At 44.2% G+C, this 12,302-nt stretch carries 11 protein-coding genes; 5 read left to right on the forward strand and 6 right to left on the reverse strand.

Annotated features, from left to right (window positions below):
- Window positions 1-7: 7 nt before the first annotated feature.
- On the reverse strand, window positions 8-2,497 hold the full coding sequence (locus tag ACTHQF_RS01990; protein ID WP_440428168.1) for a phosphocholine-specific phospholipase C: 2,490 nt from the start codon (window positions 2,495-2,497) through the stop codon (window positions 8-10).
- A 120-nt stretch (window positions 2,498-2,617) separates the two neighbouring features.
- Between ACTHQF_RS01990 and ACTHQF_RS01995 the strand changes: the two genes are divergently transcribed.
- A complete protein-coding gene (locus tag ACTHQF_RS01995) occupies window positions 2,618-2,998 on the forward strand; it encodes a nuclear transport factor 2 family protein (protein ID WP_440428169.1) in 381 nt (126 codons plus the stop codon).
- Window positions 2,999-3,141: 143 nt separating this feature from the next.
- On the opposite strand, the gene ACTHQF_RS02000 is transcribed toward ACTHQF_RS01995, so the two are convergent.
- On the reverse strand, window positions 3,142-3,591 hold the full coding sequence (locus ACTHQF_RS02000; protein WP_440428170.1) for a protein-disulfide reductase DsbD domain-containing protein: 450 nt from the start codon (window positions 3,589-3,591) through the stop codon (window positions 3,142-3,144).
- Between the two features lie 144 nt (window positions 3,592-3,735).
- Here ACTHQF_RS02000 and ACTHQF_RS02005 point away from each other — a divergent pair, with 144 nt between their 5' ends.
- The 3 genes from ACTHQF_RS02005 to ACTHQF_RS02015 all read left to right on the forward strand — a co-directional run bounded on the left by ACTHQF_RS02005 (window position 3,736) and on the right by ACTHQF_RS02015 (window position 6,719).
- Complete coding sequence (locus ACTHQF_RS02005) at window positions 3,736-4,707, forward strand: aldo/keto reductase (protein ID WP_440428171.1); 972 nt, start codon at window positions 3,736-3,738, stop codon at window positions 4,705-4,707.
- The gene (locus ACTHQF_RS02010; protein ID WP_440428172.1) at window positions 4,708-5,517 is read left to right on the forward strand and encodes a helix-turn-helix domain-containing protein; all 810 of its coding nucleotides are present in this window, start codon (window positions 4,708-4,710) and stop codon (window positions 5,515-5,517) included.
- Between the two features lie 269 nt (window positions 5,518-5,786).
- The gene (locus ACTHQF_RS02015; protein WP_440428173.1) at window positions 5,787-6,719 is read left to right on the forward strand and encodes a TerC family protein; all 933 of its coding nucleotides are present in this window, start codon (window positions 5,787-5,789) and stop codon (window positions 6,717-6,719) included.
- A gap of 327 nt (window positions 6,720-7,046) precedes the next feature.
- Here the strand turns inward: ACTHQF_RS02015 and ACTHQF_RS02020 are convergent, their stop codons facing one another.
- The 4 genes from ACTHQF_RS02020 to ACTHQF_RS02035 all read right to left on the reverse strand — a co-directional run bounded on the left by ACTHQF_RS02020 (window position 7,047) and on the right by ACTHQF_RS02035 (window position 11,761).
- A complete protein-coding gene (locus ACTHQF_RS02020) occupies window positions 7,047-8,129 on the reverse strand; it encodes a GAF domain-containing protein (protein WP_440428174.1) in 1,083 nt (360 codons plus the stop codon).
- A gap of 480 nt (window positions 8,130-8,609) precedes the next feature.
- The gene (locus ACTHQF_RS02025) at window positions 8,610-8,798 is read right to left on the reverse strand and encodes a hypothetical protein (protein ID WP_440428175.1); all 189 of its coding nucleotides are present in this window, start codon (window positions 8,796-8,798) and stop codon (window positions 8,610-8,612) included.
- A gap of 11 nt (window positions 8,799-8,809) precedes the next feature.
- The gene (locus ACTHQF_RS02030) at window positions 8,810-9,814 is read right to left on the reverse strand and encodes an SDR family oxidoreductase (protein WP_440428979.1); all 1,005 of its coding nucleotides are present in this window, start codon (window positions 9,812-9,814) and stop codon (window positions 8,810-8,812) included.
- Between the two features lie 606 nt (window positions 9,815-10,420).
- On the reverse strand, window positions 10,421-11,761 hold the full coding sequence (locus ACTHQF_RS02035; protein ID WP_440428176.1) for an alpha-amylase family glycosyl hydrolase: 1,341 nt from the start codon (window positions 11,759-11,761) through the stop codon (window positions 10,421-10,423).
- Window positions 11,762-11,996: 235 nt separating this feature from the next.
- On the opposite strand from ACTHQF_RS02035, the gene ACTHQF_RS02040 reads away from it, so the two are divergent.
- On the forward strand, window positions 11,997-12,149 hold the full coding sequence (locus ACTHQF_RS02040) for a hypothetical protein (RefSeq protein WP_440428177.1): 153 nt from the start codon (window positions 11,997-11,999) through the stop codon (window positions 12,147-12,149).
- Window positions 12,150-12,302 lie beyond the last annotated feature (153 nt).

Here is a 12,302-nt window from a genome sequence, read left to right on the forward strand (position 1 = left end):
CTTCTATTTATATTATTCCACCCATTAGTGGATCACTAAAGCCAGCTGCACCGGTTTCTATCCGACCAGCAAATCGCTGCTGGTAATCCGGAAAACCTTCAACAGCTATACTGAAATCATACCAACGATGGCTCTTGCTCAGGTCCAGCACGGTTGAAGCACTACCACCTTTTAAATTCATCTTCTTCCCTGGCTGCTTATAGGCATGATCCGTAATGGTGATCGCGGCATTGAGCTTTCCATGGATCTTCAACACCACATTGCCGGATAGCTTTTTAGGATTAAGCCTGTCCAGCTGACCTTCGCAGGCGACTTCCAGTTGAGGACTGTTGTGCCCGCCTTTGAAAACCCGGTAAAAACCATTGGGCCCGTACACTTCCACATGGTAATGCTCCTTTTCAAACATCGACAAAGGGTATTCGTCACTGACCCGGTCCCCGGCTTTTACGGCATAGTGCCTGTTGTTCATCTTTGACCAGCGCTGCTTGCCTGCGACCCTTGTATTACTTGTATTCCCCGGAAAATAGACAATGAATGCCGCACCGGCAGTCTGCCTGCCGAAAACCTCATTTCTAGATGCGAATGTAAGTTCCAGCGTTTTGTTCAGTTGGTTATAGCGGGCATTTACCTCCAGTTGATAAGGCAATGCATTCGAAGGGCGTATCCCTTTTTCCTGCATCGGCACATGTTGGGTGTTGAACCCGGAAGGTAGTGCTTTGAACTTTGCATTATGGATACTTTGAATGAAAGCCTCTTTCTTCAGCGCTGCAGGCATTGCAGAGGGCTTATCATCCGCAACGCGGAAAACAGAACTCAGGTCCCCGCAGACCGTTCTGCGCCAGTCGCTGATTTGTGGCTGTTCCACCTGCTTACCCGTTTTGGCAGATAAGAAATGTTCCAGGAACTGCAGATTGGAGGTATGATCAAAAACCTGGGAGTTCACATATCCGCCCTTGGTCCATGGTGACACCACCAGCATTGGTACCCGAAACCCAAGCCCAATAGCACTTTCGCGCTTTTCGTTGAAGCCCCGCTGCTGCTCCTGCGCCATAGAAACAAACTCTACGCGCGTATCCATGCCTTCAGAAGCTTTGCCCGTTTCAGGCTTCCCGGTATGTGGCGGCAGGAATGGCGGCACATGATCAAAGTAGCCATCATTTTCATCATAGGTTAAAATGAAGATGGTCTTTTTGAAAACCTCCTCGTTTTTAGTGAGGATATCCAGCACCTCAGAAATGTACCAGGCGCCATACCAAGGTGCACCCGGATGATCCGAGAAGTTGCAAGGCGGCACCAACCAGGACACCGTTGGCAAGTTCCCTTCCGCAACATCCTTACGAAACTGGTAAAGCACATCCCCTTTCGGAATTTTCATATTGCGTGCAACACCATCTTCCTCATAAGGCATATCCACCAGCTTGTGGTAATCCGGATCATTCACATTGGTTACAAAAGCCTTTTGATGAATGCTTTTCTCCCTGGCAGACAATCCATCATAACGCGCCTGTGTCCAGATCTTCCGGTCCGCTAGTACCTTAGCCAGGCTGGCTTCTTTTTTCTTCAGGAGCGCTGCTGTTTTCTCATCCTGCGCATTTTGCTTAAGCTGGCTTTTCAGCTTTTCAATCTCTTGCGGAAGGGACTTTGCCTGTTGCTCCAGAAATGCCAGATGCTGTGGATGCAGCCGAACATTGAACTGCTTAAAAAACTCCAGATCATTATCGGTGAAGTTGGCTAACCAGTCGGCCTCCTCCCCTTCGAAGCCTATGGGAATGCTCAGCTCGTTCTGGTAGGTTTTCCAGGAGATGCCAAGTTCTTCCAGCCGCTCCGGGAAGGTGGTCCAATGGATATCTTTATGGTCGATTTCGTCGTTCCAGACATGGGCTTTCGATTGTTCATCCTGCTCCGCGCGAATGGTGCCGCTCCAGAAGAACAAGCGGTTGGGACTGGTACCGGTAAGCGAAGAACAGAAGTGCTGATCGCAGACGGTAAATGCATCCGCCAATGCGTAGTAAAAAGGCAGATCTTCACGGTTATAGTAGCCCATGGTTAGCGGCATATCCGCAAAATCCTTGTTTCCGGATTTTTTTGCTTCAAGCCAATGGTCATTTTTACCAGCGTTTAGGGCATCTACCTGATTTTCCCAGGAGTGTGGCAGTGAACTCATCCAGGTCGATCTCGTATCTTTTAAGTTGAGCCGGAAAGGTGCGTAGGTTTTTCCCGCCGCATTACTTTGCAGCCAAACCGGATTGTTGTTGACCAGCTTCATCGCTCTTGGGTCATTAAACCCGCGCACGCCTTTTAAAGTACCGAAACAATGGTCGAAAGACCGGTTCTCCTGCATCAGAAAGATCACATGTTCCGCATCCAAATAGGTACTGCCCGCTTGAGCATCAATGGCCAGCGCTCGCTGAATTGCTTCCGGGAAGACACTGAACAGGCCTGCTGCCCCACTAAGTAAACTTGCTTTTTTAAGGAATGCTCTTCTGCTATCGTTCATGGGTTCTGATTATGAGATAAAAATACCAAGCGTATTCTGCTTGTTAAATTAAGAAAGTGTTAAGATATTTTCGAAATTGTGCCCAATAGATTAACAAGATTTATTTTACCGGATATAAACATGAGAGAACAACAGCAAAGCATTATCGAGCATTATGTGAACTCATACAACAACTTTGACATTGATGGGATGACCAGAGACCTTGACGAAAATATCGTGTTTGAGAACATCAGCAATGGGCAGGTAGAGCTAAGAACCGATGGCATCGAAGCCTTTCTGCAACAGGCAGCATCCGCAAAGCAATACTTTCAGGAACGTGAACAGCGCATCTCATCCTGGGAATTTGAAAGTGGAAGCATTAGGGTTGAGATTGATTATCGCGCAGTGCTGGCTATAGATCTTCCCAACGGTCTTAAAGCAGGCGATGCATTGGAATTAAAGGGAAGGTCCACATTCAAGTTTGAAGGGGACAAGATCATACATTTGATTGATATCAGCTGAGTCATGGTCAGTGCTGGTCTTCCGGATTTGACAAATGATTGTAAATAGGCACAGGCATCTTAACATACGTCAGACATCAACTCAACAGCAAATGAAACTAGACGAGCGCTAGGCTGAGGCAGCTAACTGCTGGATTGCTTACATCAACCCTTCACAGGAATCGAAAAGTTTACCGTTTCTTCGGGAAGGCAGCGCTTTGCATCACAAGACATGAAGGAAACGCTCCCCTTTACAACGGTTTGCCCGCTGCTGATATTGATCTTCTGTTGAAAAATAACAGATTTCTCATGGTAATCAACATTCATATGAAAAGACTCATCATACTTACGGATGGCTTTAGGTTCAATCATCTTGCTGATCAATTTGTAATCTTTAGATGGAGCAAACCGGATTGTAGTTTTTTTAGGGCCGCCTTCAGGTAAGCTCAGCGCATAGATATGCCAGCCTTTATCAATGGTCGCCTTAATAAACACTGTTGCTGTGGTTCTTGAGCTGAGTTTGGCAGCATAACTCCACTTTACCGGTGCAAAGATCTGGCTCTTGGCCGAAAGCGTAACCAGCAATGCAAATACGAACAGGTATAAACTTTTCATCTTCGGAAAGATAATCATTGTTTCTTATACTGCCATATTAAGCCTAAAGTGTAATGCACCTAGCAACGATAGTTGAGCGGTACAAGCAAATTTTCTGAGCCGCTGAGGAAACCCCTGCCCTATTGCAATCGTGATCTTTATGATATGAAAACAATAGACAAAATTCAGCTGGACCAGAATGGCCCCTCCGTTTCCAAACTAGGTTTGGGCTGTATGCGGATGTCTTCAATCTGGGGCGGTTCTACGCCTGATGAAGCCGAAAGTATCGCAACCATCCATGAAGCCTTGGATAATGGCATCAATTTTCTGAACACCGGAGACTTTTACGGTGCTGGTCATAATGAAATGCTGATTGGCAAAGCAATCAAAGGAAGGCGTGACGATGCTTTCATCAGCGTAAAGTTTGGCGCCATCTTTCACAACGGGCAGTGGATTGGATTGGATCTGCGCCCCGTTGCCATTAAGAATTTCATTAACTACTCCCTAACCCGTCTGGGGATCGAGACAATCGACCTCTACCAACCCAGCCGGATGGATAACAGTGTGCCCATAGAAGACATTATTGGAACTATCGCGGATCTGAAAAAGGAAGGAAAACTGCGCTACATCGGGGTGTCGGAAATAACTGCCCAGCAACTTCGCCGGGCTAATGAAGTGCATCCTATAAGCGCATTAGAGATTGGCTATTCACTAGCCGAGCGTCAAATTGAAAGCGAGTTACTGCCGACGGCGAAAGAACTAGGGATTGGCATTGTTGCTTTTGCGAATACCGCCGAAGGGTTGTTAACCGGCGAGCTGAAAGTACCACTTGCAGAAAACGATTACCGGAATCATTTCTCCCGCTTTCAAGGAGAGAACCTGGTTCATAATTTGGAAAAGGTTGAAGTGTTAAAGCAAATGGCAATCAATAAAAGTTATACGCCTACGCAGCTCGCAATTGCTTGGGTAAAAGAACAAGGTGATCAGATTATGCCATTGGTAAGCATGAGCCGCAGGTCACGTTTACCAGAAAACATCCAAGCGATGGAAATCGTATTTACACCGGAAGAAATGAGCTTGCTAAATACTACTTTTGCTTCAGGTGCTATTTTAGGCGGAACCTACTTACAACGCTAAATGAACAGTCCACAGGAAATCCTTCCAGGCGTAATCTTCTATTCCTACCTTTCTGCCGAGCGAAGGGAGAAAGTATGCTTTTGGAAAGACCCCACGTTGATCTTACAGGTATCCGGACAATTTACCATCGAAACCTTTGAGCAAACGCTGTCGATGACGGCCGGAGACATGCTGCTGGTCGGAAAAAACCAGGTAGGTACGCTCAGGAAAACACCGGTCCCTGGCGGACATTATGAGACCATTGTGATATCCCTGCAGGAGGAACTCCTGCGCAAGATCGTGTTAGAAGAAAAACTTGAAGCGGACCGGAAGTATGTCGGTCCGCCAAATATGCTGATTCCATCCAACGAGTTCCTGCGGGGGTATTTTCAATCCATTGTTCCTTACGCACGTAAATCGGGCGCTGAAATGACAAACGAAATGGGCATCCTGAAAGTTAAAGAAGGCGTTAAACTACTCCTTCATGCTGTTCCAGAACTGCGTAACTTCTTATTCGACTTTTCAGAGCCCTATAAAATTGATTTGGAAAAGTTCATGCTCAGTAACTTTCATTTCAACATCCCCGTCGAGAAATTTGCACAGCTGACTGGCCGAAGCCTGGCGAGTTTCAAACGAGACTTTCAGAAGACCTTTGGTTCACCGCCACGGCGTTGGCTGCAGGACAAGCGGCTGAAAGTAGCACGGCATCTTATCGAAACCAAACACCAAAAACCCTCGGCAATCTATCTAGATCTGGGATTTGAAAGCTTGGCGCACTTCTCACATTCCTTCAAAGTGAAATTTGGCAAGGCGCCCTCTGAGCTGAGCTAGTTAATCCTTTTTTTTGCGAATCTGAGTCAACGCATCAACTGCTTGTCGCACAGAACACTTCCTGGCATATACTGATTCTACAATAAACACCCTTCAAAAAGAGAATTCTCTTTCATTTAAGGTATCCTAGTACATATTTGGCCATTTAGATCCTTGCTCAAAAGATAAGTCAGAAGTACAGGAAGAAAGGTGCCGTAATAAATTAATACCTTGCGATTTAATATTGCACAAAAAATCACGGCATTGTTTTTACTATAGACACTGTAATTATGGAAGTTAGCATCACATTTTGGATAGGTTTTAATGTTTTCGTTCTCCTCATGTTGGCCCTCGACTTAGGTGTTTTTAACCGGAAGGCGCATGTCGTGTCCGTAAAAGAGGCATTAATATGGTCAGGTGTTTGGATCTGCCTTGCACTTATTTTCAATTGCCTTATTTATTACTGGTTTGGTGAACCTAAAGCAATAGAATTCCTGACTGGCTACGTTATAGAAAAATCACTAAGTATAGATAACATTTTTGTCTTCGTACTGGTGTTTGGCTATTTTAAGGTACCATCGATATACCAGCATAAAGTGCTGTTCTGGGGTATTCTGGGCGCTCTGGTCATGCGTGTCATTTTCATTTTTGCAGGAGTGGCAATGATCGAGAAGTTTCATTGGACGATCTATGTTTTTGGCGTATTTCTAATATACACCGGGTACAAAATGTTGACTGAAAAGGACAAACAAATGGAGCCGGAAAACAACCCGCTGATAAAATATGTGCGGAAGGTTATGCCGATAACGAATGATATGGAGGGCGGCAAGTTTTTCGTCAGGAACAATGGAAAGCGCTTTGCTACGCCGCTCTTTCTTGTACTTATCGTTATTGAGACTACAGACCTGATTTTCGCTGTCGACAGTATTCCAGCAATATTGGCCATTACACAAGATCACTTTATTGTTTATACTTCAAACGTTTTTGCTATTCTGGGCCTTCGATCTCTTTATTTCGCCCTGGCGCATGTCGTTCACCGCTTTATATATCTTTCTACCGGATTGGCCGCTATACTCCTATTTGTGGGGTTGAAAATGGTCCTGGTGGATATATTCAAAATCCCGACGTTCATTTCTTTGATTACGATAGGGCTTATCATCGCCATCAGTATCATCTTATCCCTACTTAAGACCAGGGGTACCGACACAGCGGGTGGTAAATAGTTATCGCGGGCGACATATGCCCGCTATCGGCTCAACTCGTATTTGGGCAAATAAAGTATAAAACAATACGTGCTTGAAGGCAATTCGCTCTATAAAAGAGGTCGAAATTTATAGGCTTTAAGAGGGTTGATAAAACGAAATCTCCCGTATATTCTTGATGCAAGGCCATAAATTACCAGATGGTTATCCAACAACATGAAAATAGTACATACGCAGCGTAAGTGTATAGTTACGAATTCATGCGGATTATTATTATTTCACACCCTTTTCCGATAGTAATTGCAGATAATCGCTAAACTATAGCAATAAATTAAACTTTCAGAGATTCTAGTTGCCAGCATGATCAACAATTAGGCGAATTTTGTCATCAAGTTCAACGACTGCTTGCTCCATGAGTTGCAGTTCCTGGATGCTTTCGAGATAGCCGTTAGCTTTTAGCAGATTCATTAAACCGAGAATGGTGGCAACAGGTTTTCGGATTTCATGAGACTGGATCCAGGCAATTTCCTTAAGAGATTCGTTCTGTAATCCGACCTTTTCTTTTTGCTCAATCTCCGAAGTGATATCAGTGGAGTTGATGGAAACACCAAATATTTCATTTTCATTGTTGAGCGCAGGCTCAAACCTGGTAATTCTCCAGAACTCTTGTGTTCCATTGGTTATTTTTTTCTGGCTCAAAACAGGTGTGCCTGCCAAAGCTTGGCAATAGTCATTATATACCATGTCTACATTCTCAGGATGAAGAAAGGTGTGCATAGATTTTCCGGATTCCATATTCAGGTTATACGAATTCCTTACATGATTATCCCAGGCCTTGTTAAAGGCTATAATTTCAAATTCTTTACCTAGAAGTAGATGACAATCGATCGATGTTTCAAAGAAAGCACGCATTTGCGCTTCTGACTGCCTAACCTGAAGATATTGATCTTTCAAAACCTTAAGACTCGCATCAAATTCGAGCAATTGAATGACTTGCTTGGAAAGCGCAGCAAGCATCTGTTGCTGAATATAACTCAGCTCGGATGGTTTTTGATCTATAACACATAAACTACCCAGATTGTAACCATCCTGCGTAGTAAGTGGAGCTCCAGCATAGAACCGGATATGTGGGTTCCCGGTAACTAAAGGATTGTTAAGAAAACGATGATCTTTTGTCGCATCTGGTACGATCATAACATTCTTTTGAGAAATAACATGATTGCAAAAGGCCTGCTCACGTGTCGTCTTGTCATACGCGAACTCATGCTTAAAAATGATGTGCTGAATATCTTCATCAATCAATGTAATTAAGGCCGTTTCTGTATTACATATGGAAGCAGCTAGAGCGACAATTTCCTGTAGGCCTCTTTCTCTGCTGATTTCCAGTTTTAAAAACCTATTTACAGCTTGTAATCGTTCTAACTCCTTCATTGAGATAATTTAACTATTCAATAGTAAAGCTAGGAAAAATCAACGCTTTCTCATGAGGATTTCTCTTATCAACACAGATATGCACGCATTAAGTAGCGTTCAGTTTAGATATCCATCAAAATCAATGTATTTTATCCGGTTAATGGTTCTGTTTAAGCCGCAGAGGAGGTAGCTAACGATATCTCCGGAGCACTTTCAAAAATAGGGCAGAGAGCGGTAAGCATAAATTTAATAACTTTAGCATCGTCGCCTTTTAATCGCATCAACTAGGCGCATGCTCAGCTGATTGCTGCACATTGCATATACATTTCGATACACTTTGCCATCATCCTAATATCTTGTTGTTCCAGGAACTTGCACAGTGCTTACATACTTCCGCATATTGCAGGCAAGTGTCAATACCTGTTTTTCATTCGTGATATCCCAAAATATCAGTTATGCATTGTTTTTTGATCGGCAAAAAACCCTGCGCTATCATTTCTAACCGCCATAGCAAGACTGCTTCAGCGTGCGTATCGTAAAGATGAATCCGACCAAGTTAAAAGCTGCTCTCCAGCGCTCCAGTTTTTCAACCGCAGCCATAAAATGAAAAAAAAAGATCACCGCGAGTATACATATGGCGAACAGCAAAATGTGGCGTTGTAGGTTGAGGGCTTGTTGTTTTTCCATGGCTCTTTAGTTTAGGGCTGGCCGCCGCCACCCGCTGCCCCATAGATCTGACCAGTAGCATAGCTGGCATCAGCAGCAGCAAGTTGTACATAGATTGATCCCAGTTCTGCCGGCTGACCTGGTCTTCCAAGAGGGGCATCTCCACCAAAGCTTTTAAGTTTTTCCTGCGTTGCACCTCCACTTACCTGCAAGGGCGTCCATATTGGCCCGGGGGCAACACCATTTACACGAATGCCCTTTGAAGCAAGCTGTTTAGCGAGTGATCTTACAAAGCTAGTTGTGGCCGCTTTGGTCTGGGCATAATCGTAGAGATCTGCAGATGGATCCTGAGCCTGTACAGAGGTGGTTGCAATGATCGCTGATCCCGGTTGCAGGTGAGGCAATGCTGCCTTAATGATCCAAAATGGCGCATAAATGTTCGTCTTAATGGTCCAATCAAACTCTTCGGTGGAAATGTCCAGGATCGAAGGTCGACTTTGCTGCCGTGCCGCATTACTCACCAGGATGTCTAGTCCACCCAAGCCCTTTACGGCTTCAGACACCAGTCGCTCGCAGAATGCCTCCTCCCGCAGATCTCCAGGGATAGCTATCGCTTTTCTTCCCTCGGCCTTGATTAAGGCTATAACTTCCCTTGCATCGGGTTCTTCGTCAGGCAAATAGTTTATTGCCACGTCGGCACCTTCCCTTGCATAAGCGATTGCTGTCGCCCGGCCCATGCCAGAATCGCCCCCGGTAATCAGTGCTTTTCTACCCTTTAATCTTCCTGATCCTTGGTAGGTTTTTTCCCCATGGTCGGGTACAGGGTCCATTTTACTGGCAAGCCCTGGCCAGGGTTGTAACTGCGCTTTGAACGGAGGCTTTGGATATTTGCCGCGAGGATCATCAAGTGTCAAGCTGAAAGACCGCGCTGCTGAACTACCATTAACAGCCAAGGCAGGTGAAACCGCTGCCACTGCAATACCAGCGCCCAGCCCGGTAATCGCTTTTCGTCTGGAAATCTTATGCTCTTCAATCATTTTCTTCAAGTTATATACAAATCTAACAGTCGCCTGTTGACCTGGTTTCTAAGACCTTACCATTTTTGAAATTTCCCGTAGATACCGACCTGCCTGCTGAGATGTTTGTTGTGAAAGTACCAGAGCAGAAGTAATAACCTCGTGATTTTAGAAGATTTACTGACGTAAAACTACCTGTACTTTAAATGGAATTCTAGTATCTATATTAATTAAACAGGAAGATGAACGCTTGTGTAAAAAGCTATCTACCAGTAACTTGCATTGCAATAAATTTTCAAACCAATGACAGATTTTGAATTTATAGCTTTACCCGAGCAGGATAGGATTAAACTATTATCGACTGCTTATTACATTGCCACTAGCGAGGAAGAAACTGCTATACTATTTTTAGTGGATCAGTTTTTTGTTGAAGTCTTTTGTGATCTAGATGGCAATCTGATTACTACAATTACGTATTCCTCAAGTTCAATATTGCCAGATCAATATCTGGATCTCGTTAACTTGGATGAGATTTCGAATAGACTTAAATAGAAGCAATTATGGCTAAGCAAGTAATTTGGATAAATAGTGGTAAGGCTGTTTGCTGAAGTTTTGTGGGGCTTCAGACTATAGGCTTGTAAGAATCATATACTGGTATGGAGCAAGTGAAACTGATGTCGCGAGCGTTTGCTTCTTCCCGCTGAATGCATCTTTCCAGTGCTTGGCTAAAACAGGTTGAAGGCTATAGCTAAGTGCTTTGTTTCTTAAATTGGCAATCACGAGTACCGTTTTGCCATCAAGTTGCTTAGTAAACACACAGACGTCCTTATCACTAAACGATTTTAGCTGTCCGCGTCTAATGATCTCATTACTATTTCTAAAATTAATAATCTTCTTATATGCAGATGTATGTTCCGGATTGATGTTCCAGTCAATTTTAGTCGTTGTGAATGGAAAAGAGATACGTTTTGGTGTTCCAACTTCCTGTCCATTATAGAGCATCGGAATACTTTGCATGCAGGAAACCACCACGAATGCAGCCAATTCTCCATCCTTGCCACCGAAAAGCTCCAAGGAGGTACCATCGGAACTGTTTACATCATGATTGCTGGTGTACCTTACATACTGTTGTCCCGGTAATGCATCTTTTAGATCTGCAGCGTTCAAGCTATCGATAGAGCGTACCGACTTGCCATGCTCGTAAATATTCTTAAGATTTTCGAAGAAGCGAAAACCAAAGTTGTAATCAAACCCTGCTTTAAAATGGTCTGTACGCGTACCTTCAGACAACATCAAGAGCTTTCTTTTTCCAGCAGCAGCTCTTAGACTTCCAACAGCCTCCTTCCAGAAGTCATATGGTGGACCATCGGAATAATCACACCTGAATCCATCTATATTGGCATTGTTAAGCCAGAATTTCATAGACGCTATCATTGCTACTCTCATGTCTTTATTGTCGAAGTTCAGTTGCGCTACATCATTCCAACCCGTTCCCGGAGGGCTAATAATTTTACCAGTGGAATCCTGCTTGTACCAGGATTTGTTTTTTGTCCAGGCATGATCAAAGGCAGTATGATTGGCAACCCAGTCCATAAGTACACCCATCTGCTTTTGATGTGCTGTATTAACTAAGGTCTTCAGATCTTCTATATTTCCGAATTCTTCCGCAATAGCGGTGTAATCGCGGATGCAGTAGGGAGAATTTACCGAATTCTCTCTGCCCACTGGATACAATGGCATCAGGTAAATTACATTTATTCCAAGTGCCTTTATAGAGTCAAGTCGGGCAGTTACACTTTTGAGGTCACCCGCTGCACTGAAGGCACGTGTATTAACCTGATACAAGGAAACGTCGCGTCGGTCAGGTATGATAAAAGAGGTTGATGAGGATTGCTGCTGTGCAATGGCTGCTGTACCAAAACATAGCAGAAGCATGGTATTCAGTATTAGGCTTTTAAGAAAATTCATGTTGATGCTTTTTGTATAATGTTATGCGTATAATGATTGATCTACCGGTATAGCAAGCTTGATCCTGCTATCACGAAGGTAGCTGTTAAAAAATTATTATAACTCCAGTATGGCAAATATCATCAGTCAAAAATCATCTTACTTAATACTTCAGCATTAGCCTTGCTCCGCCTGCTTTGAAGCCGGCAGTGCGGTACTTGGCTCAACAGGTGGTGGTGGAGGCGGAACTTCTTTCTTGTTTGGCTTCACAATGGGCGGTGGAAACCTGAGCTCCGAGCTTGGTGCAGGCTCAGCTGGCGGGGGCGGCGGTACCCGCTTACTAATGATCGGCGGTGAGATCATGTCGCTATTGATTTCTGATCTTCACCGGCTCTTCTTCGCCTCTTGACCGCCTATTGTTCGCCTATTGTTCGGCTCGAGGCGAACAATACACGTCTAAGACCCGGTTTAAAGGCCTTTAAGGGTAAAACCCTCCTTCATTCTTATTACGCTCCAATTACATTCAAAATCTCCACGTATATAACTATTCAAACCTATTGCT

This window comes from Pedobacter sp. SAFR-022 (assembly GCF_051965375.1).
Classification (GTDB): domain Bacteria; phylum Bacteroidota; class Bacteroidia; order Sphingobacteriales; family Sphingobacteriaceae; genus Pedobacter.

What these genes read in the sequence shown, in the direction of transcription:
- ACTHQF_RS02000 (WP_440428170.1), bottom strand. Translation starts at nt 3,591, where the DNA reads ATGAAAAGTTTATACCTGTTCGTATTTGCATTGCTGGTTACGCTTTCG.
- ACTHQF_RS02010 (WP_440428172.1), top strand. Translation starts at nt 4,708, where the DNA reads ATGAACAGTCCACAGGAAATCCTTCCAGGCGTAATCTTCTATTCCTAC.
- ACTHQF_RS02025 (WP_440428175.1), bottom strand. Translation starts at nt 8,798, where the DNA reads ATGGAAAAACAACAAGCCCTCAACCTACAACGCCACATTTTGCTGTTC.
- ACTHQF_RS02035 (WP_440428176.1), bottom strand. Translation starts at nt 11,761, where the DNA reads ATGAATTTTCTTAAAAGCCTAATACTGAATACCATGCTTCTGCTATGT.
- ACTHQF_RS02020 (WP_440428174.1), bottom strand. Translation starts at nt 8,129, where the DNA reads ATGAAGGAGTTAGAACGATTACAAGCTGTAAATAGGTTTTTAAAACTG.
- ACTHQF_RS01990 (WP_440428168.1), bottom strand. Translation starts at nt 2,497, where the DNA reads ATGAACGATAGCAGAAGAGCATTCCTTAAAAAAGCAAGTTTACTTAGT.
- ACTHQF_RS02015 (WP_440428173.1), top strand. Translation starts at nt 5,787, where the DNA reads ATGGAAGTTAGCATCACATTTTGGATAGGTTTTAATGTTTTCGTTCTC.
- ACTHQF_RS01995 (WP_440428169.1), top strand. Translation starts at nt 2,618, where the DNA reads ATGAGAGAACAACAGCAAAGCATTATCGAGCATTATGTGAACTCATAC.
- ACTHQF_RS02005 (WP_440428171.1), top strand. Translation starts at nt 3,736, where the DNA reads ATGAAAACAATAGACAAAATTCAGCTGGACCAGAATGGCCCCTCCGTT.
- ACTHQF_RS02030 (WP_440428979.1), bottom strand. Translation starts at nt 9,814, where the DNA reads ATGATTGAAGAGCATAAGATTTCCAGACGAAAAGCGATTACCGGGCTG.